Raw genomic sequence first — 26537 nt, 5'->3', positions numbered from 1 at the left:
CAGCCTAGCTGGCGGTGCTGTTTTGTAACCCGCCTGAAACGGGCGGTAACGAAAGAGGATAAACCGTGTCCCGTATTATTATGCTGATCCCTACCGGAACCAGCGTCGGTCTGACCAGCGTCAGCCTTGGCGTGATCCGCGCAATGGAACGCAAAGGCGTTCGTCTGAGCGTCTTCAAGCCGATCGCTCAACCGCGTGCCGGTGGCGATGCGCCAGACCAGACTACCAGCATCGTCCGTGCTAACTCTTCTCTGCCAGCCGCTGAGCCGCTGAAGATGAGCCACGTTGAATCTCTGCTGTCCAGCAATCAGAAAGATGTGCTGATGGAAGAGATCATCGCGAACTACCACGCGAACACTAAAGACGCTGAAGTTGTCCTGGTTGAAGGCCTGGTCCCAACCCGTAAACATCAGTTCGCGCAGTCTCTGAACTACGAAATCGCGAAAACGCTGAATGCAGAAATCGTCTTCGTTATGTCTCAGGGCACCGATACCCCGGAACAACTGAACGAGCGTATTGAACTGACTCGCAGCAGCTTCGGTGGCGCGAAAAACACCAACATCACCGGCGTAATCGTTAACAAACTGAACGCACCGGTTGATGAGCAGGGCCGTACTCGCCCGGATCTGTCCGAGATTTTCGACGACTCTTCCAAAGCGAAAGTGATCAAAGTTGATCCGGCTAAACTGCAAGAATCCAGCCCGCTGCCGGTTCTGGGCGCGGTGCCATGGAGCTTCGATCTGATCGCTACCCGTGCAATCGATATGGCGCGTCACCTGAACGCCACCATCGTAAACGAAGGCGATATCAATACCCGTCGCGTGAAGTCTGTGACTTTCTGCGCACGCAGCATTCCGCACATGCTGGAGCACTTCCGTGCAGGTTCTCTGCTGGTGACCTCTGCCGACCGTCCTGACGTGTTGGTTGCAGCATGTCTGGCAGCGATGAACGGCGTAGAAATTGGCGCCCTGCTGCTGACCGGTGGCTACGAAATGGACGCGCGCATTACCAAACTGTGCGAACGCGCATTCGAAACCGGCCTGCCGGTATTCATGGTAAACACCAACACCTGGCAGACCTCTCTGAGCCTGCAGAGCTTCAACCTGGAAGTTCCGGTTGACGATCACGAGCGTATCGAAAAAGTTCAGGAATACGTTGCTAACTTCATCAACGCTGACTGGATTGAATCTCTGACCGCAACGTCTGAGCGCAGCCGTCGTCTGTCTCCACCAGCGTTCCGTTATCAGTTGACCGAGCTGGCACGTAAAGCGGGCAAACGCGTTGTTCTGCCGGAAGGCGACGAACCGCGTACCGTTAAAGCGGCAGCCATCTGTGCTGAACGTGGTATCGCAACCTGCGTACTGCTGGGTAACCCGGATGAGATCACCCGCGTTGCGGCCTCTCAGGGCGTTGAACTTGGCGCTGGCGTAGAAATCGTTGATCCAGATGTGGTTCGCGAAAGCTACGTTGCTCGTCTGGTCGAACTGCGTAAGAACAAAGGCATGACCGAAACCGTTGCCCGCGAACAGCTAGAAGACAACGTCGTTCTCGGTACCCTGATGCTGGAACAGGACGACGTTGACGGTCTGGTTTCCGGTGCCGTTCACACTACTGCGAACACCATTCGTCCACCGCTGCAGCTGATCAAAACTGCACCGGGTAGTTCCCTGGTGTCTTCTGTGTTCTTCATGCTGCTGCCGGATCAGGTTTACGTTTACGGCGACTGCGCGATCAACCCGGATCCAACCGCAGAACAGCTGGCAGAAATCGCTATTCAGTCCGCTGAATCCGCGATTGCCTTCGGTATCGAACCGCGCGTTGCGATGCTCTCCTACTCCACCGGTACCTCTGGTGCAGGTAGCGACGTAGAGAAAGTTCGTGAAGCGACTCGTCTGGCGCAGGAAAAACGTCCTGACCTGATGATCGACGGACCGCTGCAGTACGACGCCGCCGTTATGGCTGACGTTGCGAAATCCAAAGCGCCGAACTCTCCGGTTGCAGGTCGCGCTACCGTGTTCATCTTCCCTGATCTGAACACCGGTAACACCACCTACAAAGCGGTACAGCGTTCTGCCGACCTGATCTCCATTGGGCCGATGCTGCAGGGTATGCGCAAGCCGGTGAACGACCTGTCTCGTGGCGCGCTGGTAGACGATATCGTCTATACCATCGCACTGACCGCGATCCAGTCTTCCCAGCAGCAGCAGTAATCTGCCGAGTGTGCCGGATCTCTTATCCGGCAACATATCTACTTATCAAACCGGAAATAGCTGATATTTCCGGTTTTTTTATGTCTGTTTCCCCTTTGGCATAATCTGAAATATTTGCCTGAATGCGCTGCATCAATGAATAACTATTCTTCTGTTCGCATACTTACCCTCTTTTGCATTGCAACAGGGATAGTCTTTCATGTCAGCAGTAACAGAATCACAGCCAGCCAAAAAATGGGCGATGCCCGACACGCTGGTGATTATTTTTTTCGTCGCCATTTTAACCAGTCTGGCGACATGGGTTGTTCCCGTCGGGATGTTCGACAGCCAGGAAGTGCAATATCAGGTTGATGGACAAACCAAAACCCGTAAGGTGGTTGACCCCCATTCCTTTCGTATTCTGACCAATGAAGCTGGTGAAGAGCAGTATCACCCGGTTAAGTTCTTTACCACCGGAGATGAGCGCCCAGGCCTGATGAATTTTCCGTTCGAAGGCTTAACCTCCGGCTCGAAATTCGGCACTGCGGTCGGCATCATTATGTTTATGCTGGTCATTGGCGGCGCATTTGGCATCGTTATGCGTACCGGCACCATTGATAACGGCATCCTGGCGCTCATCCGCCATACGCGGGGCAACGAGGTCCTCTTTATCCCAGTGCTGTTTATTCTCTTCTCCTTAGGCGGCGCGGTGTTTGGCATGGGGGAAGAGGCGGTTGCCTTTGCCATTATCATCGCGCCGCTGATGGTCCGGCTAGGTTACGACAGTATCACCACCGTTCTGGTTACCTATATCGCGACTCAGATTGGTTTCGCCAGCTCATGGATGAACCCATTTTGCGTGGTGGTCGCGCAAGGTATTGCGGGGGTGCCAGTGCTCTCTGGTTCCGGTCTGCGCATCGTGGTCTGGGTGGTCGCTACGCTAATAGGACTAACCTTCACGCTGGCCTATGCGGCACGCATCAAAAAGAATCCGCTTTTGTCCCGGGTACATGAATCCGACCGCTTCTTTCGCGAGCAGCAGGACGAGGTCGTGGAACGACGCTTCACGCTCGGTGACTGGCTGGTACTGATGGTGCTGACGAGCGTGATCGTGTGGGTCATTTGGGGCGTTATCGTCCACGCATGGTTTATTCCTGAGATCGCCAGTCAGTTCTTCACGATGGGCCTGGTGATTGGCATTATCGGCGTCGTGTTTCGGCTCAACGGCATGACGGTCAACATCATGGCCTCCTCATTCACTGAGGGAGCACGAATGATGATTGCCCCTGCCCTGCTGGTTGGTTTTGCCAAGGGCATTTTACTGCTGGTCGGTAATGGAGAGGCGGGTGAAGCCAGCGTGTTAAACACTCTGCTGCACAGTATTGCCAACGGCATTAGCGGGCTGGATAACGCCATAGCGGCGTGGTTTATGCTGTTGTTCCAGGCGGTGTTTAATTTCTTCGTCACCTCCGGCTCCGGTCAGGCAGCATTGACCATGCCGCTGTTAGCGCCGCTGGGCGATCTGGTTGGCGTCAACCGTCAGGTTACCGTGCTGGCCTTCCAGTTTGGCGACGGATTCAGCCATATTATCTATCCGACATCGGCATCTCTGATGGCTACGTTAGGTGTTTGTCGGGTGGATTTTCGTAACTGGCTGAAGGTAGGTGCTACGCTGTTGGGGCTGCTGTTTATTATGTCCAGCGTGGTGGTGATTGGTGCGCAGATAATGGGTTACCATTGAGAGTAACGTGCTGAAATAAAAGCCGCAGGCTAATCATCTGCGGTTTTTTATTTTCGGCAGAAAACACATTCATTAAATGAATTAAAATTTAAAATAAATTATATATATAAATATATTTATATATTCTTAAAGCGCGTCCCGTCATTATATCCAGACAATTAACCTGTGTTATTCTTTGCAATTATTTACTCATATTCGAAATAAATTTTATGATACAACAAAATTTGTTACTACTGTCATTACTGTTAGCAACAACCCAATCTGTATGGGCTGCTTGCTATGTTGAATTAGGTAATAGTAGCAGTTCCAGCGGAGTCACAGCCGCCGATCTCAATTTAACAACAACCCCTCAAAAGCCTCTCCCAAATGAATCCGACCTTATGGCAACTGTGAGAAACAGCACAATTACTTACTGGGTAGATGCGGACGGTAAAGGCAATGCTGGTGATTCCGGATCGCTTACGTTTACCCCGGCAGGAACGACGTTCACCGCCGACAGTGGCAATAAAAAAGGTTGGCTGGCTGATGCCTCAATCCCTGGGCTCTATTTTACGCTAGAGGCAGCCCTACCCAAGCCGCCACAAGGCCCTTTTACCGCATGGAACACAACAACAATTTATTTGTCTAACGATGCCGACGTTAACAAAGCTACCGCCTCCGGCTGGGGATGCTCAAGCTTTGATGAGAAGAAGATGGAGAACGCCACGGTAACATTCAATCTCAGCTTCTACACAACCTCAGCATTTGATCCAGCAAAAGCGTCCGGCAAAAAACTTTTTACAAGCCGGCAGCAAGTCGGGGTTCTTCAAAATAAAACCGGCATGGGGGGGGAAATTGACGTATATATTAATGGTCCACTGACAATAGCGACCGCAGGCTGTGCCGCATTTGTCGTTGATACTCAAACAGTAAACCTGGGTGACATCAATTACAGTATCCTGAAAAGAGTGCCCTATCCGCCTTATAACGATACGCCATTTAATATCAAACTGGAAAATTGCTATGCCACATCCGATCTGGTGCTCAATTTTTCCAATAATCAGACAAAAGCAATTAACAGCTATACCTCAACCCTCGTTAATACCCAGGGTACCTCCAGAGGCGTGGGTGTTGCCTTACAATATCTTACGGACCAGGGTGGCTCGGACGTAGCATTTAACATTGATGTGACACAGCCCAGTACTGTACCTGCTAAATATTTAAATTACTATAATGGCAACGGCCTGCTTAGACTTAAAGCTCAACTGTATGTGAACGATGTGGATGCCTTAGCTCCCGGGACACTTTACATCCCTACGATAATAACAATATCCCTTCCATAACTCTGTCGATGCCCGCTATCGTAACGTTCAGAGTGCTGCGATAGCGGTTCAGGTTTTATTCCGTCTCTTCTTCCTTCAGTGATTCATTTTTGGCGTTGCGGGTCATCCACAGCGACAGGGCTTTCAGCGAATCCGGAGTGAACTCGTCGCAACGCGCGGTAATTTCTTCCGGCGTCAGCCAGCAAACTTCGCTAATTTCTTCTTCCTGCAGCGCGAACGGTCCGTGGGAAACACAGCTAAACAGCCCGCCCCATACGCGACAGTTCTGGTCTTCAAAGTAAAACTGACCATGCTCGGCAAACGGCACGCCCGCAATCCCCAGTTCCTCTTCTGCTTCACGGCGCGCTGATTCCAGCATCTGCTCGTCAGCCTGAACAACACCGCCTGCGGTGGCATCCAGCATACCGGGCAAAAAATCTTTTGTCTCAGTGCGACGTTGAACCAGAATTTTGCCCATACCATCATGCACAACGATATACGTTGCACGATGGCGTAAGCGTTGCGCTCGCATTTGTTCCCGGCTGGACTGTGCAATGACTTCGTTGTCTTCATTCACAATATCCACCCATTCAGTACTTGCCAAACGACGCTGTTCCACCATCAGGAAACCTTCTTTTTTCTGGCGCTCTTACGGCGCGTTTATGTTTGTGGGGTAAATTACGGATTAATCTCGACCTGTGCAATAACACTTTGATCATTGAGTGCCATTACGCTGAGAACATTATCATCCAGGATCCCGTAACTTGCCGAAAAGCCCCCTTTAGGGATGCTTACCGAGCCGGGATTGAAATGATAGATATCCTCGCGCCGCTCAGCAACCGGCAGATGAGTATGCCCATAAACCAGAACATCGCCCGCATTGAGCGCCGGCATATTTTGCGGGCCAAAAAGATGTCCGTGCGTCAAAAAGAGTCGCTGGTTTTCTGTCAGAATTTGCTGCCACGGCGCAGTCATCGGAAAATGCAGGAGCATCTGATCCACTTCGCTGTCGCAATTACCACGCACCGCAATAATTCGCGATGCCTGTTCATTCAGCCATTCTGCAACCTGCGAAGGTGCATAGCCTTCTGGAAGCGCATTACGCGGCCCGTGGTTTAAAACATCACCCAATATCACCAGCCATTGCGCACCGCTTGCAGCAAACCGTTCGAGTACGCGTTCCGTGGCTGGCAACGAACCATGAATGTCCGATGCGAACATCAGTTTCATCACTCACTCCTCGCTGAAAAGTACCTTGTAATGATACTGGATTACGGCCCGTTTTTCAGCAGGAACGCTTCGCGGAAAGCGCGATAAAACGCTGTACTGAAGCGCGCTGCCACTGGAAGGTGGCGTATTCCGCAAGCGCTTCCGGAACCTCATCGCCATTCAGGACCAGGCGATTAAGCATTAGCGCTAAATCACAGTCAGCGATACACCATTCGCCAAATAAGTTCTGCTTACCGTGGCTCAGTAAACTTCCGGCAGTAGCGAACAATTTTTCCGCACTGGCTTTTCCCGCTTCGCTTAACGGTCCTTTCTTCACGCCAGCAAAAACCACATCCGTTGAGCGTTCTTCACGGATAGGCATTAAATCGCTGCGGATCCACGCCTGAACCTGGCGCGCCCGCGCGCGTTTTTGCACATCGTGCGGATAGATACGCTCCCACTGTGGCGGCGCAAAGCTCTCTTCCAGGAATTCCGTAATCGCTGATGATTCGCTCAGTTCAAAACCATCGATCTCAAGAACCGGTACGCGGCGCGTCAAGGCGTAACCTTGCCATGAAGGTTGCAAATGTTCGCCACTGTTGAGATCAACAGTTTTCAGCGTAAAGGGCAGCCCTTTCTCTTGCAGAGCGACATAAACAGACAGCACGTAAGGGGAGAAAAAATTGGCATCTGACCACAGCGTAATTGCAGGTTTGCTCATAATGTCCTCTGAAGTGTATTAGCTTGCCTTCAAAATATAGAGTCTTTCTCTCGCTGTCACTTGATGAAAACTCAAGCACGCCAACAGGCTCTATACTTGTTATGACCCGGTTCATGACAAAACGGATGCTGAAAATGATCGATCTCTATTACACGCCATCGCCAAACGGTCACAAAATCACGTTGTTTCTTGAAGAGGCGCAGCTGCAATACCGTCTGATTCATGTCGATATCAGCAAAGGTAGCCAGTTTCACCCCGATTTTCTGCAGATCTCACCGAACAATAAAATCCCGGCCATTATCGATCATGCCCCGGTGGACGGCGGAAGGCCCATCAGCTTGTTTGAGTCCGGAGAAATTTTACTCTATCTGGCGGAAAAGAGCGGTAAGCTGCTCAGCGGTGAATTACGCGAACGCCACACCACGCTGCAGTGGCTGTTCTGGCAGGTCAGCGGTCTGGGTCCTATGCTGGGGCAGAATCATCATTTCAGTCATTACGCTCCGCAAACGATCCCTTACGCCATTGAAAGATACCAGGTTGAAACCCAGCGCCTGTACAACGTGATGAATAAACGTCTGGAATCGTCACCCTGGCTGGGAGGCGATCACTACAGCATTGCCGACATTGCCAGCTGGCCGTGGATCCACGCCCATCAGCGTCAGCGCATCGACCTCGACAACTATCCGGCGGTCAATAACTGGCACGAACGCATCCGTACGCGTCCCGCGACTGAACGCGCCATGCAGCACGCACAAAGCGAGAAGCGATGACGCAATTCGGTTCTCGTGTATCATGCAAAGGTTCATACATGGAGGAAACCTGCAATGTCACAACCTGACGCTATTATTCGTATAAAAAACCTTCGTCTGCGCACTTTTATCGGCATCAAAGAAGAGGAGATCCTTAACCGCCAGGATATCGTCATCAACATTGCCATTCACTATCCGGCAGACAAAGCCCGTACCAGCGAAGATATCAACGACGCGCTGAATTATCGCACAATCACCAAAAGCATCATTGCCCACGTGGAGGGTAACCGCTTCTCATTATTAGAAAAATTAACTCAAGATGTGCTCGATATCGCACGCGAACATCACTGGGTCACTTATGCTGAAGTGGAGATAGATAAACTTCACGCATTGCGTTACGCCGACTCAGTTTCTATGACGCTGAGCTGGCAGCGCTAAAACGTAACCCGGGAGGCGACATGCAGATTCTGATTACCGGCGGTACTGGCCTGATTGGACGTCATCTGATCCCCTGCCTGCTGGAACTGGGGCATCAGATAATTGTAGTGACACGTACCCCTGATAAGGCTCGTCAGATTCTCGACTCTCGGGTCACGTTATGGAAAGGACTGGAAGAGCGGCAGCATCTCAATGACATTGATGCCGTGATTAACCTTGCCGGAGAACCTATTGCAGATAAGCGCTGGAGCGCACAACAAAAGGAACGCCTGTGCCAGAGCCGTTGGGGCATTACGCAGAAACTGGTCGATTTAATCAATGCCAGCGAGACGCCGCCCTCAGTGTTAATCTCCGGTTCCGCTATCGGTTACTACGGCGATTTGGGCGAAGTTGTGGTTACGGAAGAAGAGCCACCGCATAACGAATTTACCCATAAGCTCTGCGCCCGCTGGGAGCAAATTGCCAGCACCGCGCAAAGCGACAAAACCCGCGTGTGTATGCTGCGTACCGGCGTGGTACTAGCCTCTGCTGGCGGTATTCTGGCGAAAATGGTCCCGCCATTTCGTCTTGGCTTAGGCGGCCCAATCGGTAACGGACGACAGTATATGGCCTGGATCCATGTTGATGATATGGTCAACGGAATTATCTGGCTGCTGAATAATGATCTACGCGGTCCCTTCAATATGGTTTCGCCATACCCGGTGCACAATGAGCAGTTTGCCCACGCGCTAGGACACGCTCTAAACCGCCCTGCCATTCTGCGCATTCCCGCCACCGCTATGCGGCTGCTGATGGGGGAATCTTCAGTACTGGTCCTTGGTGGTCAACGCGCATTACCCAAACGCCTGGAAGCGTCCGGTTTTGCATTTCGCTGGTACGATTTAGAAGAAGCGCTGGCGGATGTGATCCGATAATCCAGTAGCTCTATTCACGGTCGCTGTTGTGGTGGTAAGGTTATAGGCCAGATTTCCGCAATGGCGACGTTATGGCGATAATTTCGACTCCCCGACTTACCCTCTCCTTATTTAAATTTTCTGACTGGTCATTTTTCCAGAGATTACGTGAATCCCCGGAAGTCATGCGCTATATGGGTGATATTGCCCCAGCGAAAGACACGCGTCTGTTATTCGCCAGACGTCTGGCTGCACAGCATACTTTTGTCATCCGCGAGCATAACAAATCAACGCCTCTCGGTGATATTGGTTTGCAAATCAGCCATTTATACCCACACGAGGCCGACCTCGGCTACGCCATTTTGCCAGAAGCTCAGGGGAAAGGGATTGCCAGCGAAGCCGTGACGGCAGTGTGCCAGTACGCTTTCGAGCGCACGGACGTCACGGCGATAAACGCTTACGCACTCGCGGAGAATAAGGGTTCTGTTCGTATTCTGGAAAAAACGGGGTTTGTGCGTACCCAGGTACTGGAAAAGGCGTATGAGATTGATGGCATCGCCTACGACGACTGGGTGTTTCGGCTGGAGCGCGACGCGCTAAAATTGTAAGCCCGGAAAACGTAACGCCTCCGGGCAGGTGATTTACTTCAACGAACCTTTGAGGAACTGCTGCAAACGTGGACTTTGCGGATTACCGAATACCTGCTCCGGGTCGCCCTCTTCCTCAATTTTCCCCTGATGCAGGAAAATCACGTGCGTGGAAACATGACGGGCAAACCCCATTTCGTGAGTCACCACCACCATGGTTTTCCCCTCTTCGGCCAGCTGTTGCATAATGCGCAGCACTTCACCCACCAGTTCAGGATCTAGTGCCGACGTGGGTTCATCAAACAGCAACACTTCCGGCTCCATCGCCAGCGCACGGGCAATGGAAACACGCTGCTGCTGACCACCGGACAGATGCACCGGATATTTGCCCTGCGCGCGCTCATCAATGCCCACTTTAGCCAGATACTTCACCGCGCGGTCGCGGGCTTCCTGTTTGCTCAGCCCCAACACCTGGATCGGCGCTTCCATGACGTTTTCCAGCACCGTCATGTGGCTCCACAGATTAAAGTGCTGAAAGACCATTGTTAGACGCGTGCGCAGCAGGCGCAGCTGATTTTTGTCCGCAACCTTGAGCTGACCGTCTTTGTCGCGCACCAGACCAATGTTCTGACCACTGACTATAATCGACCCGGCGCTTGGTTTCTCAAGAAAGTTAATGCAGCGCAGGAAGGTACTTTTACCGGAACCTGACGAGCCAATAATACTGATAACATCACCCGCGTTGGCCTGCAGCGACACCCCTTTCAGCACTTCATGTTCGCCGTAGTGCTTATGTAAATCGATAACGTTTAATTTATTTTCAGACATCGTGTTACTCGAATCATTTAGAGGATACATGCTGCAACCAGCGTTTTTCCGCTTTACGGAACAGACTGATCAGGAAATACGAAATAATCAAATACAGTACAGCGGCAATACCGAAGGCGGTAAACGGCTGATACGTTGCCGAGTTGATATCGCGGGCGATTTTCAACAGGTCAGGTACCGTTGCGGTAAACGCCAGCGCCGTGGAGTGCAGCATTAAAATGACTTCATTGCTGTAAGCCGGCAGCGCAATACGCAGCGCGGAAGGTAAAATAATGCATCGATACAGTTTGAATGACGAGAAACCGTATGCGCGAGCAGCCTCAATCTCACCGTGAGGCACGGAACGGATAGCCCCGGCGAAAATCTCAGTGGTATAGGCGCAGGTATTCAGCGTCAGCGCCAGCACGGTGCAATTCAGCCCGCTGCGGAAAAACGCGTTGAGGAAGTCCGTGCCTTTGACTATCTCCAGCGTATACATCCCGGAATAAAACACCAGTAGCTGAACGTACAGCGGCGTGCCACGAAAAATATAGGTGAACAGCCAGATAGGGAACTGAATAAATTTATTACTGGAAACGCGGCCAATAGCCAAAAAGAGCGCAAGTATTCCGCCCATCACTACTGAAGAAATCAAAAGCCACAGGGTGATAGCGACGCCAGTGTAGCGATATCCGTCGGTCCACAGCAGGGACTTCCAGTATTCCTGAATAATCTCGATCACAGGTCAGCCCTCTTCACACCCACGGAATAGCGGCGCTCAAGGTACAGCAGCACACCATTAGAAACAGTGGTAAACACCAGATAGATGACCCCGCACACGACGGCAAAATAGAACGGCTCCCAGGTACTCTTCCCGGCAAGCTGGGTCGCTTTCACCACGTCTTCCAGGCCGAGCAGCGACACCAGTGCCGTGGCCTTAAGAATAACCTGCCAGTTATTACCGATTCCCGGTAAGGCATAACGCATCATCGCCGGGAACATAATGCGACGAAATATTTGTGAGCTGGTAAAGCCAAACGCCGTCGCGGCTTCAATATGGCCTTTTGGTACAGCCATAAACGCACCGCGAAAAGTTTCGGTAAAGTAGGCGCCGTAGATAAATCCAAGGGTGATAATGCCCGCAACCATCGGATCGATATCAATCTGGCCGATACCGATGGCATCGGTAATGGTATTCAGCGCGATTTGTAATCCGTAGAAGATGAGCAGCATTAAGACCAGATCGGGCACACCGCGGATTAGCGTTGTGTACCCTTCGAAAATAAGCCCCATTGCCCGGCTTTGCGACAGCTTTGCTGCTGCGCCGACAAGACCTATCAGAACCGCCAGTACCACCGAGCTGAGTGCCAGCTCCAGCGTAACAATTGCGCCCTGTAAAATTACACCTGAAAAGCCATACAACATGCTGCCTGTCCTGTCGTGTGTGGTGGAGTAGTAAGCCTCTTTTGATTTCAGACTAACCGTTAAATGCCGGATGGCGGCTTTGCCTTATCCGGCCTACAAAATCACCGTAGGCCTGATAAGCGCAGCGCCATCAGGCATAAATTCAACGCGTCAAAAATCTACGGGCTTTATCAGCACCTGCGGTAATTAACCGCCGTAAACATCAAAATCGAAGTACTTTTTCGCCAGCTTCTCGTAAGTACCGTCAGCTCGCATTTCGGCAAAGGCTTTGTTCAGCGCTTCGCGCAGCTCGTTATCGTCTTTGCGCAGCCCCATACCGGTACCCACGCCGAACAACTTCTCGTCTTTCACAGACGGACCGCCAAATTTGTAATCTTTACCGACTGGCTGTTTCAGGAAGCCTTCGCTGGCCGCGACTTCATCCTGGAACGCGGCGTCAATACGCCCGGCAGTCAGGTCAGAATAGATATTGTCCTGCCCCTGATAAGAGACAATCTCAATACCTTTTGGCGCCCAGTGTTCGTTGCCGAACGTTTCCTGGGTGGTGCCCTGCAGCACACCAACACGTTTACCTTTCAGCGACTCAATGGTCGGCTGAATAGCTGAATCTTTAGCGACAACCAGACGCGAGTCGGCTGCATAAAGCTTGTCAGTAAAAGCGATTTCCTGCTGACGTTTTTCAGTAATGGAAAGCGAGGACATGATGGCATCGATTTTCTTCGCTTTTAGCGAAGGGATCAGCGCGTCCAGCGGGTTTTCCACGAAAGTACATTGCGTATTAATACGTTTGCACAGCTCTTTAGCCAGATCGATATCAAAACCGACTAATTCACCCTGTGCATTTTTCGATTCGAACGGCGCATAAGTAGGATCAGTACCGATACGAATTTTTTGCGGAATGGCTGCAAATGCTGCGGTAGCACTGGAGAAAGCCAGAACCAGAGAAAGAGACAACACCAGTTTTTTCATAACTATCCTCAACAGACTGTCTTTTATAGGGGATCTTTACAGGACCAGGTGCAGTTATCGTGCCATTAATCAGGCCGACAAGGCAAAGTATTCTACCCTGCCGGCGGTATTTATTTGCATGAAAAGCGCTTAAGTATGCACTCATGCTTATTAAGTCAGCGATAAAAGCACCAAAACAGTGCACTGAATGTATTATGCACCGTAATGGTTACCCGCAATGGTGCAGTCAATTCCCCTCGCCGCTGTATTAATCGCCGTAGACATTAAAATTAAAATATTTGCTCGCCATTTTGTCGTAGGTACCGTCTTTACGCAGTTCACCCAGCGCTTTGTCGAAAGCGGCTTTCAGCTCTGCATCATCTTTGCGCAAGCCAATCCCGGTTCCGTCGCCAAAGTATTTTTTATCTTTCACCGAAGGACCTGCAAAGTCGTAGTCCTTACCGGCAGGTTGCTTCAGGAAGCCTTCGCTGGCCGCGACTTCATCCTGCAGTGCTGCGTCGAGACGACCCGCCGTCAGGTCAGAATAGATAAGATCCTGGTTCGCATAGGCCACCACATCCACGCCTTTGCTACGCCAGTTGTCATTGGCATAGGCTTCCTGAGTAGAGCCTTGCAGCACGCCAACGTGTTTACCCTTGAGGGAGTCCAGAGTCGGTTTAATTGGGGAACCTTTCGCGGCGATCAGCCGTGAGTCTGCTGCGTAAAGTTTGTCTGAGAATGCAATCTCTTGCTGACGCTTCTCGGTGATAGAAAGCGAGGAGATAATGGCATCAATTTTTTTCGCTTTCAGCGACGGGATCAGCGCATCAAAGTCGCTGGCAACCCAGGTACATTTGATCTGCATGCGCTTACACATCTCATTTCCCAAATCGATATCAAAGCCGACAAAGTCGCCTTTGGCATCTTTAGAGGAAAAAGGTGCGTACGTTGTATCTGTACCAATACGAACCGTCTGCGGAAGTGCTGCGTAGCTGGCCGCGGTGGCGGAGAGTCCTACCAGCAAAGACAAAGCAAGAACCGTCTTCTTCATACATAACCCTCAAGTGGCGTAATTTTATTATGTTTTACGTTGTGTTGTGTGTTTGCAGACTTTTTCATGCAGGTCTTATGCCATTTTCGCGTCGATGAGGATATTCGACGTTAAATATGTTAATAAAACGTTGCAATAATGTCCTGATTTTGAAGATAGCAGGTCTGACGGTCGAACCGCAGCGTTTCGTTGAGTTTTAACGAATTAAATGTTGAGGATATGATCGCGGTTACAAAATTGCCCTGAAACAGGGCAACGGATATTTCTTTGCACGCTGATGGAACGGCTTACGCCCCTTGCCAGCGGGTGAACAGGTCCTGCGGAAGGGTAATATCAAACTGGTCAAGCACGCGATTAACCGTTTGATTAATCACATCATCGAGCGTTTGTGGACGATGATAGAACGCCGGGACTGGTGGCATAATCACTGCGCCAATTTCTGCCGCCTGGGTCATGAGGCGCAGATGCCCCAGATGCAGCGGCGTTTCGCGTACACACAGCACCAGCGGACGACGTTCTTTCAACACCACATCTGCCGCACGGGTAAGCAACCCATCGGTGTAACTGTGGACAATGCCGGAAAGGGTTTTGATTGAACACGGCAGGATAACCATGCCGGCGGTCTGAAAAGAGCCGGAGGAGATACTGGCGGCGATATCGCGCGTATCATGATTCACATTTGCCAGCGCCTGCACGTCGCGCACAGAGAGGTCCGTTTCCAGTGCCAGCGTCTGCCGGGCAGCGGCACTCATCACCAGATGGGTTTCCACATCGGTAACGTCACGCAAAACCTGCAGCAGGCGCACGCCGTAAATTGCCCCGCTTGCGCCAGAAATACCAATGATGAGTCGTTTCATGTGTAATAGCCCTTACTTGCTCAGGGCCGACTTTGCAGGAAATTACGGTGAGTTGCAAGCAAGGGTGCAGGTTGCGCCCTTGCTTGCGAGCAAACATTAACCTTCGTTGTGCATTTCAAGGTTTTCCGCTTCGTTCTGACGCAATACCGCTTTAGCATCATCATTACGCAGGGAGTCGAGGAAATCGAGATATTGCTGGTCGACGTCTTTGGTGACGTACACACCGTTAAACACTGAACATTCAAACTGCTGAATATCCGGATTCTCAGCACGGACAGCTTCAATCAGATCGTTCAGGTCCTGGAAGATCAGACCATCTGCGCCGATTATCTGGCGAATCTCGTCCACTTCACGACCATGCGCAATCAGCTCCGTCGCCGTAGGCATATCGATGCCATAAACGTTCGGGAAGCGAATTTCCGGGGCGGCAGAGGCCAGATACACCTTCTTCGCTCCGGCTTCACGCGCCATCTCGATAATCTGTTCTGAAGTGGTGCCGCGCACGATGGAGTCATCCACCAGCAGCACGTTTTTATCACGGAATTCCGCACGGTTAGCGTTCAGCTTACGGCGCACTGATTTACGGCGCAGCTGCTGGCCCGGCATGATAAAGGTGCGTCCCACATAGCGGTTTTTCACAAACCCCTGACGGTACGGCTTACCGAGAATGCGGGCAATTTCCAGCGCGATATCGCAGGAGGTTTCCGGGATTGGGATTACTACGTCGATGTCCAGATCTTCCCACTCACGGGCAATTTTTTCGCCAAGCTTAGTCCCCATATTCACACGGGCGCTGTAGACGGAAATCTTGTCGATAAAGGAGTCAGGACGAGCGAAGTAAACGTATTCAAACAGACACGGATTGCTCACCGGGTTATCAGCACACTGACGGGTAAACAGCTGGCCTTTTTCGGTGATATACACCGCTTCGCCAGGGGCTACGTCGCGCAGGAATTCAAAGCCCAACGTGTCCAGCGCTACGCTCTCAGACGCCACCATATACTCGGTACGGCCATCGCCAATATCGCGTTTGCCCATTACCAGCGGACGGATACCGTTAGGGTCGCGGAAGGCAACCATACCGTGACCGATAATCATCGCCACGCAAGCATAGGCGCCGCGAATCTGGCGGTTGGTTGCCGCAATGGCAGCAAAAATATTGTCGGCCTCCAGCGGGTAATGGCGGAAGTTATCCAGCTCGCTGGCGAAAATATTCAGCAGAATTTCAGAATCTGAAGTGGTATTGATGTGGCGGCGCTTTTCTTCAAACAGCTTTTTACGCAACTCATGCGCGTTGGTCAGGTTGCCATTATGGGCAAGAGTGATGCCATACGGTGAGTTGACGTAAAAAGGTTGAGCTTCGGAGGCGCTGGAGCTGCCAGCCGTTGGGTAACGCACATGACCGATGCCCATATTGCCCTGCAAACGCTGCATATGGCGCGCTTCAAAAATATCGCTCACCATTCCGTTTGCTTTACGCAAGCGGAAGCAGTTGTTGGCATCAATGGTGATGATGCCCGCAGCATCCTGACCACGATGCTGGAGCACCGTTAACGCGTCATAAATCGACTGGTTTACCGGCATAACACCGGCGATACCGACAATACCGCACATACGTCTTTTCCTCGTTCAGCAACGACCCAAAGTTTATACTTTGGGCAAGAAACTTGACGAGCTTTGCAGATAGTCAAAGAACCATCTGATGATGAAACTGAACTGCGGAATCAGCTGCGACTTACCCCAGTCTTCACTTTTCGACAGACCGGTAAAGGTATCGAGAAAGAACAGTATGGCGGCAACGATCAACGCTCCACGCAAAGCACCGAAGCAGATCCCCAACACCCTGTCGGTACCCGACAGTCCTGTTTTCTCTACCAGTTGGCCTATCACAAAGTTAACGATAGCGCCGACGATAAGTGTCGCGATGAACAGTATCGCGATAGCAATCCCATTTCGAACCAGTTCGTCTTCAAAGCCCGTAAACCAGACAGACAGGTAAGTGTAGTAATGGCTGGCGACAAAGAAAGCACAACCCCAAGTCACCAACGATAATGCTTCACGAACAAAGCCACGGATCAGGCTAACCAGACAGGAAAAACCAATCACCGCGATAATGGCGTAATCAATCCAGACCATATGTGTCCCACGATTTTACGCCCTGTCGTCCTGTTCGGGGCGCATTCTAACAGAAAAAGAAAACGTTTGCGTAGGGATTTCCTTTCCACGCGTAAATAAAAATGGCGCTGAAAAAATCTTCAACGCCATACCGTTTTATGCCTCTTCGGGCACTACCGGATAGCGGTGAAAACACCGTATCCGGCCTGAATCAGGGCTGCGCCGTAAACAGCGCAATCCCTTAATTAGGGGTGTACCCCATCACGACGCCACTCAGACCAGAGATCTTCTGCAGCTCGCCCAGCGAGTTCTTTAGCTTATCTTTGGAGGCGTCCGGCCCGACGAGAATGCGGGTTATTTTACCCTGCACCGGCGTTGACGGGGAAGTATATACCCGGAAGCCCGCGCCACGAAGTTTACCCACGATCTCATTGACCTTATCCGCATTTTTCAGCGCACCGAGCTGTACAACGTACGCTTTGCCGGTTGGGGCTGGCGGTTCCTCAACAGCCGGTTTCGGCGCTGGGGCCGGCGCAGGCGTCGGAGCGACGGCAACAGGCTGCGGTTTCGGTTTAGGTTTCGGTGGTTCCACAGGCGCAGGGACAGGATCTAATTCCGCGCTGTTTGCCGTCGTCAAACGTGATGGATCCAACGATGGCGCGGCAGCATCACCCGCACGCACCTCTTCTGCCGCCCCTTCCGGCGGCTGAGTCGGCAGCGCCTGCGTTGCTGCAGGCATCATGTCTGGTTCATCGCGATCACCGGGTTTAGGCACCAGTGGGATCGCTGCAAATTCATCCTGATAATGCTTTTTCTGCCCGTCAAGCAGCCCGGGAAGCACAATTACCCCGAGCGCGACTAGCACAATTGTGCCGACTAATCGATTCTGAAACTTACTCGCCACCGCTTCTCCCCACGTCTATTACTTCCATGACATGTGCGACAGTGTGAAAGGATCCACACACCAACACGGTATCTTCTGGCTTCGCCTCAGCAAGTGCTGCAGACCATGCCTGCGCCACGCTGTCATAAGCGTTGCCTTTGCCCAGGTGCTCCAGCAGTTGTTCTGCCGTTGCGCCACGCGGCCCTTCCAGGGGCGCACAGTACCAGACGTCAACCACGCTTTTTAACCAGGCTAACGTACCGGCAATATCTTTATCATGTAGCATACCGATAACCGCAAGTACACGCCCGCTTTTCACTAACTTTTTCAGACGTCCGGTCAGATACTCTGCCGCATGCGGGTTATGGGCAACATCGAAAATCACTCGCGGCGACTCGCTCACAATCTGGAAGCGCCCAGGTAAAATCGCGCGTTCGATGCCGTCACGAATCGCCTGCTCGCTAACGTTCAGCCCGCTTGCGCGCAGCGCAGCCAGTGCGGTAGCAGCATTAGGTTGTGGCACCTGAGGCAACGGCAAATGCGCCAACGTTCCATAAGCATCCGTAAACGACCAGTCGTTCTCAGTGACCGCATAGCGCCAGTCCACTCCGCAGCGTTGCAAAATCGCCCCGCACTCTTGCGCGACATCCGCGATGGTGTAAGGCATTTCAGGCTCGCCGACGATAGCCGGTTTCTCTGCACGGAAAATACCTGCCTTCTCACGACCAATACTTTCACGATCCGGGCCCAGCCAGTCAGTATGGTCAAGCGCAATACTGGTGACTACAGCGACATCGGCATCGACGATATTGGTGGCGTCAAGGCGGCCGCCTAATCCCACTTCCAGAATAACGACATCCAGTTGGGCCTGTTTAAACAGCCAGAGTGCCGATAACGTACCGTATTCAAAGTAAGTCAGGGAAATATCACCACGAGCGTCTTCAATCTCAGCAAACGAGGCGGTATGGGCTGATTCCGGCAGTTCACTCCCCTGCACGCGTACGCGTTCCGTGTAACGCACCAGATGAGGCGAACTGTACACCCCAACTTTATAGCCTGCCGCAGTCAGCACAGATTCCAGCGTCCGACAGGTCGTGCCTTTTCCGTTGGTTCCTGCCACCGTAAACACAAATGGCGCGGGTTTCAATACACCCAGTTTGCGCGCTACCTGGCTTACGCGTTCAAGGCCAAGATCGATGGTTTTACTGTGCAGGTTTTCCAGATAAGAAAGCCACGACGCCAGGGGCGACGCGGCTTGAGGAATACGTTTATTGTCCATGATGCCTGTAATTTTATTACGTAGATTAAAGCAAAAGGCAGCGCCAGTTGGCCCTGCCCTTTTTTACTCGTCGTCTTTCAAGCTGCAGGTGTGTTGGCTGCTCTCGCTCACCCGAATCACTTGCCCGTGCAAGCTCATCGGGGTTCACTCTCTTGCCGTCTTCCTGCAACTCGAAATCCATAGAGTAAGTTATCAGGCTTCTGATTCCTGATCGGGTACCGGAGATACCACCTCGCCTTCACGCGGCTCATCCGGATTCGGCGCAGGAAGATTCATCAGCTTCGCCAGGATGCTTGCCAGTTTCAGGCGCATTTCCGGACGGCGGACGATCATATCGATAGCGCCTTTTTCAATCAGGAACTCGCTGCGCTGGAATCCCGGCGGCAGTTTCTCACGTACGGTTTGCTCGATAACACGCGGACCCGCGAAGCCGATCAGTGCTTTCGGTTCTGCAATGTTGAGATCGCCCAGCATCGCGAAGCTTGCGGAAACACCACCCATTGTTGGGTCGGTCAGTACAGAAATATACGGTAAACCGCGTTCCTGCATTTTCGCCAGCGCAGCAGAGGTTTTTGCCATCTGCATCAGAGACATCAGCGCTTCCTGCATACGCGCCCCGCCAGAAGCGGAGAAGCAGATCAGCGGACAGTTGTCTTCCAGTGCCTGCTCAACGGCACGGACAAAACGCGCACCGACCACAGAGCCCATGGAGCCGCCCATAAACGCGAACTCGAATGCCGCAGCAACGACCGGCATACCATGCAGCGTGCCTTTCATCACCACCAGCGCATCTTTCTCGCCGGTTTCTTTCTGCGCAGAAGCCAGTCTGTCTTTGTATTTTTTGGAGTCACGAAACTTCAGCACGTCTTTCGGCTCAAGCTCGCTACCCAGTTCCACAAGAGAACCTTCATCTAACAGGCTATGCAGGCGATTGCGCGCCGACATGCGCATATGATGGTCACACTTCGGACAGACCTCAAGATTACGTTCCAGCTCAGCACGGTATAAAACCTGACCGCAGCTATCACACTTGGTCCACACCCCTTCAGGAATGCTTGCCTTGCGGGTGGGAGTAATGTTGCTTTTAATTCGTTCAATCCAGCTCATTGGTGACCTTTCTGCCTGAACCCTAGTCAGCTTTGTTATAAGGGGCGCATAATGCCATTTTTGCCCCTAACAGACCATGAATGTTGCACATTAAAACATAACAGCCCGAAACTTTGGATAAAAAAGTGGTCGAACCGCTGAGTTACTTTCTATTTTGCAGCCCGTGACGCAGCACGTTTATGGCGAATTACTTCAATCACCCCCGGCAATACGGAAAGGACGATAATCGCCACAATCAGTAATTTCAGGTTTTCCTGGACAATCGGCAGATCGCCGAACAGGTAGCCTGCGTAGGTGAACAACAATACCCACAGCAATGCACCTACGACGTTATACATCGCAAAGTGACGGTAGGACATATGTCCCATACCGGCAACAAACGGCGCAAATGTGCGCACGATAGGCACGAAACGCGCCAGGATAATCGTCTTACCGCCATGACGCTCGTAGAACGCATGGGTTTTATCCAGGTAGCTGCGACGGAAAATTTTGGAGTTCGGGTTACTGAAAAGTTTTTCCCCGAACAATCGGCCAATCGTGTAGTTCACTGCATCGCCCACAATCGCCGCCACAATCATCAGCGCCACCATCAGATGAACATTGAGATCATTGGTCGGCAGCGCAGAAAGCGCACCAGCAACAAACAGCAGCGAGTCTCCCGGCAGGAATGGTGTCACCACCAGCCCGGTTTCGCAGAACAGGATCAGAAACAGAATCGCGTATACCCAGATACCGTATTCCGCGACCAGCTCCGCCAGGTGCACATCAATGTGCAGGATAAAATCAATAAGAAAGTAAATCAGGTCCATAGTTATGCCTTTATACGACTCAAATTAGTCCGCCAGAAATAGCGGGCCCATAGGCGGTTTTGGCAGGTCGAACCGATCCGGGTAATCTACTGCAACCAGATACAGTCCTTCCGCTTTCGCCGTTGCCGCTGCCAGCGTTCTGTCCTTTGCCGCTAACAGTTCTGCTATCCAGCTCTCCGGCTGGTTGTTGGCGCCAACTTCCATCAGGCTGCCGACAATATTCCTGACCATATGATGTACAAAGGCATTCGCTTTAATATCCACCACCACATATGCACCGAAACGTTCAACGTTAATGTGCATCACGTTACGCCACGGTGTGCGCGACTGGCACTGTACCGCACGGAACGAGGTAAAATCATTTTCGCCAATCAGACACTGGGCTGCACGATGCATACGCTCAGCGTCCAGCGGTTCATAATAATGGGTTACCCCTTTACCCAAAACCGCAGGGCGCAACCGATGATTGTAGATGATGTAGCGATAACGGCGAGCCGTAGCGCTAAATCTGGCATGAAAATCATCAGGTACAGCTTTCACCCAGCGCACGGCGATGTCACCAGGTAAATTCGCATTTACCCCCAGTGTCCAGGCCGCATCTTTACGCTGGGCAGTGGTTTCAAAATGCACGACCTGCCCAGTGCCATGAACGCCCGCATCCGTGCGACCTGCACAAAAAACATTAATGCGTTCGTTCGCCACCTGAGAAAGCGCTTTTTCCAGTTTTTCCTGAACGCTACGCACTTCGTTCTGGCGCTGCCAGCCATAATATTTGCTGCCGTCATACTCAATGCCCAGCGCAATTTTATGGGTTGACGGCTGTTGCTGGTCAGACATTAGTACAGGTACTCCTGCACCAGTTTTTCCGCAATTTTCACCGCCATTAACGCGCCGCCAAAGCGTACGTTGTCTGCCACAGACCAGAACTGAACTTGCTCCGGCATACCGTAATCGTTATGCACGCAGCCAATAGAAAGGTGCGGAGTACCTGACGCGTCGCCAACCTGAGTCGGGAAGTCGGTCTCTTCCGACAACACCACATCTTCGCCGCGTGAAAACGCATCACGTGCTTCTTCCGCCGCCAACGGGCGCAGGGCTTCAAAATTCACCATCTGCGCATGGCCATAAAACACCGGGGACTGCACGATGCTGGCGGAGATCAGCAGGCCGTCATCCTGCATAATTTTGCGCACTTCATCAACAATACGACGCTCTTCACGCACGCTGCCTTCGCGATCGGGCAGCAGCGGCAGCATATTGAACGCCAGCTGACGACCAAAGAAATCATCTTCGTCAATCGGGATGCCGTTAAGCAATTTCGCGCTTTGTCCGGCCAGTGCGTCTACGGCTTTTTTGCCGTGAGCGGAAGCCGAAATAATATTGGTCACCGTAATCCGTGACAGCCCGCCGTCATCAATCAATGGTTTCAGCGCAGACAGCAACTGGCTTGTCAGGCTGTTTGGTACCGCAATCACATTGCGGTTACGGTAATCCGCCAGCACGAACGGGTTAACGTCCGGAACCACCAGCGGAACGTCTGGCTCAAGCGCGAACAGACCGCTGCTGTCAATCACCAGGCAACCCGCATTTGTTGCTTCTTCTACCCATGCGGCGGTGGCTTCAGTGCCCGCAACAAAAAATGCCAACTGTGCCTGCGTCCAGTCAAATTCTGCAACGTCCTGCACTATGACCGATTTACCGTTAAAACGCAGATGCTCACCGGCGCTTTCATTACGCGCCAGCGCATAAATTTCACCGACCGGGAACTGGCGTTCAGCCAGCGTATCGAGCAGGGCTTCGCCTACGGCGCCCGTTGCGCCCAGAATGGCAATATTCCAGCCTTCAGACATGGTGATTTACTCCAAGAAATACGTAAGCGTCCCTGTCGCATTATTCGACAGGGAGCATTAAGAAGACATTAATGTGCCGGATGATGAACAGCGTTAAAACCCAGCTTACACAATAAGGCAGCAGCCGTTGCGTCGTCACACATCACATATAAAGACGACCACTCACGACGCTCAAGGTAATTTTTACGCAGTTTATCAAACTCACCCGGAATTCCAGCGACTTTACGCAGCGGCGCATCATCGCGGCGCACATCATACACTAAATGCACCAGCCTTTTCAGCGTTGGCTGATCTAACGGGCCATGCAGGGTGATACGACCAAATTCCGGCGCGGGTAACAGGGTACTGAGCGCAACGTGCTGCTCGTGACCAATAAACTTACTATAGGCCTCAAAGACCTGCGTGGTGCCACGCGCTTTTCCTTCGAGGGTATACCCGGCAATGTGCGCCGTGCCGATATCGGCTTTCTCCAGCAACGCCACATTGAGATCCGGCTCTCCTTCCCAGACATCCAGCACAACGCTCAGCGACTGACCGGCATTCAACCGGTTCAGCAATGCTGTATTGTCGATGACCGGCCCACGGCAGGCATTGATCAGAATAGTGCCCGGCTTCAGTCGGCTAATCAGCGCATCATCCGCCATGTGCAGCGTTTTGTAGGGTCCGTCTTTAAACAGTGGCGTATGGAAAGTCAGCACATCGGCTTGCTCTACCAGTTCGTCCAGCGAGCGGAAATCGCCCTCGTCACCGCGATCGGCTCGCGGTGGATCGCACAGCAGCGTGCGGATCCCCAGCGCTTCCAGACGCGCCTGCAAACGCCCACCCACGTTGCCCACACCCACAATGCCTACGGTACGATCGCGTAACGAAAACCCGTCACGCTCCGCCAGCATCAGCAACGCTGAAAAAACATATTCTACGACCGCTATCGCGTTACAACCGGGCGCGGCGGAAAAACCGATCCCAGCCTGCGCAAGCCAGGCGTCATCCACATGGTCTGTGCCAGCGGTTGCCGTACCGACAAATTTAACCGGTTTTCCTCCAAGCAGTGATTCATTTACTTTCGTCACCGAGCGCACCATTAAAGCATCCGCATCATCCAGTTCAGCTACGGGAATCGGACGACCGGGAACCGCTTTGACCTCCCCCAAACGACTGAACAGTTCGCGGGCATAGGGCATATTTTCATCAACGAGGATTTTCACGTCTTTCGCACCTGTTTGAGAACGAGAGTTAACCGGGCAAGTGTGCCATAATCTCGCCGCCAGGCATACTGCGAGACCTGGTCAGCACAGATTTAAGGAACAGAGATGATGCAGCCCATTTCAGGTACGCCCGCACGCCCTCCCGGCGAAGGCCAAAATGCCCCTTCCGCTGCGGGTGAACAACCGTTATCCACGCAACAACGTACTGTGTTGGAACGACTAATTACCCGTTTGATTTCACTCACCCAGCAGCAAAGTGCTGAGGTGTGGGCCGGAATGAAGCACGATCTGGGCGTCAAAAGTGACACTCCGCTGCAGTCACGTCACTTTCCAGCCGCAGAGCAAAACCTTAACCAACGGCTGGGAGTTGCTCAGCAAAATCATGTTAATCGTCAGGTGCTTTCGCAGCTCACTGAATTACTGAGCCAGGGAAATAATCGCCAGGCGGTGAGTGATTTTATCCGTCAGCAGTATGGGCAAACGGCGCTCAGCCAGCTCACGCCTGAGCAGTTGAAAAACGTGCTCACGCTGCTGCAACAAGGGCAGCTGTCGATACCACAGCCGCAGCAGCGCCCGGCAACCGATCGCCCGTTGCTCCCCGCAGAGCACAATACGCTGAACCAGTTAGTTACCAAACTGGCGGCGGCCACGGGAGAATCCGGGAAGATGATCTGGCAGTCGATGCTGGAGTTGTCTGGCGTAAAAAGCGGTGAGCTGATCCCTGCCAAACAGTTTACGCACCTGGTCACCTGGCTGCAGGCGCGCCAGACGCTCAGCCTGCAAAGCGCCCCGACGCTACAAACGCTCCAGGCTGCGCTGAAGTTGCCATTAGAGCCGAATGAGCTGACAGCAATAAAAGAGTACGCGCAGCAGACGTATCAGATCCAACCACAATCGATTCTGACCACGGTGCAGGTGCAGGACTTGCTCAATCAAATTTTCCTGCGTCGCGTGGAACGAGAACGCGAGCTCAGCGATCCGCGTCATCTGCAGCCCATTTACAGCCCGTTCGCGCCGATGATTGAAACGGTTAAATCTCTGTCGGCACGACCGGGACTGTTGTTTGTTGCATTGATGATTGCGTTAGCCATTTTCTGGCTGGTCGCTTAACCTTTACGCAGCGTAAGCAACGTTACAATAATCCCCACCACGGCGGATATCGCCCCGGCAAGGAACACTGAGGGATAACCGTACGCGGTGGCCAGCACCCCGGCGACCGGCCCGCTTATGCCGTAGGAGATATCCTGAAATGCGGCGTAACCGCCAAGCGCCGTACCGCGAACCTGCGCGGGTACTCGCTTCACCACCTCGACGCCCAAGGCCGGGAAGATAAGCGAACACCCGGCCCCGGTTAATGCCGCTCCAAGCAGTGCAACCCAGGCTGTTGGGGCCTGCCACAGCAGAATCAGTCCTGCGGTTTCCACCAGCAAAGAGACAACGGCAACCTTCACGCCGCCGAACCGGTCCGGCATCCAGCCAAACAGAATGCGCATCAGCACAAACGCCCCGCCAAACGCGGTCAGGGTGAACCCCGCCATCGTCCAGCCATTGCTGACAAAATAGAGTGAAATAAATGTACCGATCACCGCAAAGCCAACGCCCTGCAGCGCCAGGCCCAGGCCCGGTTTCCAGATAAGCCCTACCACGCTCCATAACGAAGGGCGTTCTCCTGCATGTGCAGGCACTTTACGCACGGTGCCGTTGAATACCCATGCCAGCAGCGGTAATACCATCGTGGTTCCCGCCAGCGCCGCGAAGCCAAAGTGGCTGTGGATCAACAGACCCAACGGTGCACCGGCGGCCAGCGCGCCGTAAATCGCCATTCCGTTCCATGACATCACCTTACCGGAGCGTGTTGGGCCGACCAGCCCCAGCCCCCAGGTCAGCGTTCCGGTGAGCAGTTGGCTTTCGCCAAAACCGAGGATCAAACGACCGACGATTAGCAACGCAAATTTTACGGGAACAGAAACGGGCAATAGCGCGGCTAACAGCCACGCCGCACCCGCCAGCCCACAGGCAAACATCCCCTGCAGCGCCGAGCGTTTGGCACCATATTGATCGGCTAACCGCCCGGCGTAGCCGCGTGTTAATACCGTCGCCAGAAACTGTACGCCGACGGCGATGCCGACCATGGTATTGCCATAGCCCAGTTCCTGGTGCACAAACAGAGGAATGACGGGCAAAGGTAAACCGACCGTCATATAGGTCAGGAAAACCGCAAAAGCGATGCGAAACAGCGAAAAGTTCGCCGAAGGTGTTTTTTCTTGTTGGGTTACAGCTGTCATGCGTTACTCCAAAATGCAGAGTAAGGCGAGGAATGCCCACGCCCCCTCTACCTGACTATCAGGATTAAGGTGCGTTGGATAACGTTAA

Annotated in this window: 27 protein-coding genes; 8 read left to right on the top strand and 19 right to left on the bottom strand. The window is 52.6% G+C overall.

Features of this window, described 5'->3' with window-relative positions; genetic code table 11:
• Positions 1–65 precede the first annotated feature (65 nt).
• From pta to OGV98_RS05005, 3 genes are all read left to right on the top strand, one after another.
• Entirely contained in the window at positions 66–2210 is a 2145-nt protein-coding gene (pta, locus tag OGV98_RS05015; RefSeq protein WP_003028094.1) for a phosphate acetyltransferase, read from the top strand.
• A gap of 199 nt (positions 2211–2409) precedes the next feature.
• Positions 2410–3930 carry a putative basic amino acid antiporter YfcC gene (gene yfcC / locus OGV98_RS05010; RefSeq protein ID WP_102190553.1) on the top strand — a complete coding sequence of 507 codons (1521 nt, stop codon included), beginning with the start codon at positions 2410–2412 and terminating at the stop codon, positions 3928–3930.
• Between the two features lie 209 nt (positions 3931–4139).
• Complete coding sequence (locus OGV98_RS05005; protein WP_080953308.1) at positions 4140–5252, top strand: fimbrial protein; 1113 nt, start codon at positions 4140–4142, stop codon at positions 5250–5252.
• 55 nt (positions 5253–5307) lie between these two features.
• Here OGV98_RS05005 and yfcD read toward each other — a convergent pair whose 3' ends face one another.
• From yfcD to yfcF, 3 genes are read right to left on the bottom strand one after another with little or no spacing between them, the layout of a single operon-like run.
• Positions 5308–5853: an NUDIX hydrolase YfcD gene (gene yfcD / locus OGV98_RS05000; protein ID WP_044714048.1), complete on the bottom strand. Its 546-nt coding sequence runs from the start codon at positions 5851–5853 to the stop codon at positions 5308–5310.
• Positions 5854–5909: 56 nt separating this feature from the next.
• Positions 5910–6461 (bottom strand): phosphodiesterase, encoded by a 552-nt coding sequence (yfcE, locus tag OGV98_RS04995; protein WP_202581137.1) that lies wholly within the window; start codon positions 6459–6461, stop codon positions 5910–5912.
• Positions 6462–6516: 55 nt separating this feature from the next.
• Complete coding sequence (yfcF, locus tag OGV98_RS04990) at positions 6517–7161, bottom strand: glutathione transferase (protein ID WP_003839339.1); 645 nt, start codon at positions 7159–7161, stop codon at positions 6517–6519.
• Positions 7162–7295: 134 nt separating this feature from the next.
• On the opposite strand from yfcF, the gene yfcG reads away from it, so the two are divergent.
• From yfcG to OGV98_RS04970, 4 genes are all read left to right on the top strand, one after another.
• Complete coding sequence (gene yfcG / locus OGV98_RS04985) at positions 7296–7931, top strand: GSH-dependent disulfide bond oxidoreductase (RefSeq protein WP_003845076.1); 636 nt, start codon at positions 7296–7298, stop codon at positions 7929–7931.
• A gap of 54 nt (positions 7932–7985) precedes the next feature.
• Positions 7986–8348: a dihydroneopterin triphosphate 2'-epimerase gene (gene folX, locus OGV98_RS04980; RefSeq protein WP_003028107.1), complete on the top strand. Its 363-nt coding sequence runs from the start codon at positions 7986–7988 to the stop codon at positions 8346–8348.
• A 20-nt stretch (positions 8349–8368) separates the two neighbouring features.
• Positions 8369–9262, top strand: coding sequence for a TIGR01777 family oxidoreductase (locus tag OGV98_RS04975; RefSeq protein WP_016150707.1), 894 nt, complete (start codon positions 8369–8371; stop codon positions 9260–9262).
• A gap of 71 nt (positions 9263–9333) precedes the next feature.
• Positions 9334–9849 carry a GNAT family N-acetyltransferase gene (locus OGV98_RS04970; protein WP_071524309.1) on the top strand — a complete coding sequence of 172 codons (516 nt, stop codon included), beginning with the start codon at positions 9334–9336 and terminating at the stop codon, positions 9847–9849.
• Between the two features lie 33 nt (positions 9850–9882).
• Here the strand turns inward: OGV98_RS04970 and hisP are convergent, their stop codons facing one another.
• The 15 genes from hisP to pdxB form a co-directional block, all read right to left on the bottom strand.
• Positions 9883–10656: a histidine ABC transporter ATP-binding protein HisP gene (gene hisP / locus OGV98_RS04965; protein WP_003839331.1), complete on the bottom strand. Its 774-nt coding sequence runs from the start codon at positions 10654–10656 to the stop codon at positions 9883–9885.
• Between the two features lie 13 nt (positions 10657–10669).
• Positions 10670–11377, bottom strand: a complete 708-nt coding sequence (hisM, locus tag OGV98_RS04960) for a histidine ABC transporter permease HisM (RefSeq protein WP_003839329.1) — start codon at positions 11375–11377, stop codon at positions 10670–10672.
• Positions 11374–12060, bottom strand: coding sequence for a histidine ABC transporter permease HisQ (locus OGV98_RS04955; RefSeq protein WP_003028118.1), 687 nt, complete (start codon positions 12058–12060; stop codon positions 11374–11376). The genes hisM and OGV98_RS04955 overlap by 4 nt, the downstream gene beginning before the upstream one ends.
• A 186-nt stretch (positions 12061–12246) precedes the next feature.
• A complete protein-coding gene (hisJ, locus tag OGV98_RS04950) occupies positions 12247–13029 on the bottom strand; it encodes a histidine ABC transporter substrate-binding protein HisJ (protein ID WP_003028120.1) in 783 nt (260 codons plus the stop codon).
• A 247-nt stretch (positions 13030–13276) separates the two neighbouring features.
• The gene (gene argT / locus OGV98_RS04945) at positions 13277–14059 is read right to left on the bottom strand and encodes a lysine/arginine/ornithine ABC transporter substrate-binding protein ArgT (protein WP_003839327.1); all 783 of its coding nucleotides are present in this window, start codon (positions 14057–14059) and stop codon (positions 13277–13279) included.
• A 287-nt stretch (positions 14060–14346) separates the two neighbouring features.
• Positions 14347–14916 carry a UbiX family flavin prenyltransferase gene (locus OGV98_RS04940; RefSeq protein WP_003028125.1) on the bottom strand — a complete coding sequence of 190 codons (570 nt, stop codon included), beginning with the start codon at positions 14914–14916 and terminating at the stop codon, positions 14347–14349.
• Between the two features lie 96 nt (positions 14917–15012).
• Entirely contained in the window at positions 15013–16530 is a 1518-nt protein-coding gene (gene purF, locus OGV98_RS04935) for an amidophosphoribosyltransferase (RefSeq protein WP_003028127.1), read from the bottom strand.
• Positions 16531–16563: 33 nt separating this feature from the next.
• Complete coding sequence (gene cvpA, locus OGV98_RS04930; RefSeq protein ID WP_003028129.1) at positions 16564–17052, bottom strand: colicin V production protein; 489 nt, start codon at positions 17050–17052, stop codon at positions 16564–16566.
• A gap of 220 nt (positions 17053–17272) precedes the next feature.
• Positions 17273–17935: a cell division protein DedD gene (gene dedD, locus OGV98_RS04925; protein ID WP_003028133.1), complete on the bottom strand. Its 663-nt coding sequence runs from the start codon at positions 17933–17935 to the stop codon at positions 17273–17275.
• On the bottom strand, positions 17925–19193 hold the full coding sequence (gene folC / locus OGV98_RS04920) for a bifunctional tetrahydrofolate synthase/dihydrofolate synthase (RefSeq protein WP_160179995.1): 1269 nt from the start codon (positions 19191–19193) through the stop codon (positions 17925–17927). The genes dedD and folC overlap by 11 nt, the downstream gene beginning before the upstream one ends.
• Positions 19194–19385: 192 nt before the next feature.
• Positions 19386–20300 (bottom strand): acetyl-CoA carboxylase, carboxyltransferase subunit beta, encoded by a 915-nt coding sequence (accD, locus tag OGV98_RS04915; RefSeq protein ID WP_003839317.1) that lies wholly within the window; start codon positions 20298–20300, stop codon positions 19386–19388.
• 149 nt (positions 20301–20449) lie between these two features.
• Complete coding sequence (locus OGV98_RS04910) at positions 20450–21109, bottom strand: DedA family protein (protein WP_003028140.1); 660 nt, start codon at positions 21107–21109, stop codon at positions 20450–20452.
• Between the two features lie 24 nt (positions 21110–21133).
• Entirely contained in the window at positions 21134–21946 is an 813-nt protein-coding gene (truA, locus tag OGV98_RS04905; protein ID WP_003028142.1) for a tRNA pseudouridine(38-40) synthase TruA, read from the bottom strand.
• Complete coding sequence (locus OGV98_RS04900) at positions 21946–22959, bottom strand: aspartate-semialdehyde dehydrogenase (RefSeq protein WP_003839313.1); 1014 nt, start codon at positions 22957–22959, stop codon at positions 21946–21948. Before OGV98_RS04900 ends, truA begins: the two co-directional genes overlap by 1 nt.
• Positions 22960–23027: 68 nt before the next feature.
• Positions 23028–24164 carry a 4-phosphoerythronate dehydrogenase PdxB gene (pdxB, locus tag OGV98_RS04895; protein WP_048217302.1) on the bottom strand — a complete coding sequence of 379 codons (1137 nt, stop codon included), beginning with the start codon at positions 24162–24164 and terminating at the stop codon, positions 23028–23030.
• A 108-nt stretch (positions 24165–24272) separates the two neighbouring features.
• Between pdxB and flk the strand changes: the two genes are divergently transcribed.
• Positions 24273–25274: a flagella biosynthesis regulator Flk gene (flk, locus tag OGV98_RS04890; protein ID WP_003845068.1), complete on the top strand. Its 1002-nt coding sequence runs from the start codon at positions 24273–24275 to the stop codon at positions 25272–25274.
• On the opposite strand, the gene OGV98_RS04885 is transcribed toward flk, so the two are convergent.
• Positions 25271–26449, bottom strand: coding sequence for an MFS transporter (locus tag OGV98_RS04885; RefSeq protein WP_003028149.1), 1179 nt, complete (start codon positions 26447–26449; stop codon positions 25271–25273). The genes flk and OGV98_RS04885 overlap by 4 nt on opposite strands.
• Positions 26450–26537: the final 88 nt, after the last annotated feature.

This window comes from Citrobacter sp. Cf136, assembly GCF_030333815.1.
GTDB classification, from domain to species: Bacteria; Pseudomonadota; Gammaproteobacteria; order Enterobacterales; family Enterobacteriaceae; genus Citrobacter; species Citrobacter freundii.
The sequence above is the reverse complement of the archived record's forward strand: the minus strand, read 5'-3'. Positions and strand labels throughout refer to the sequence as shown.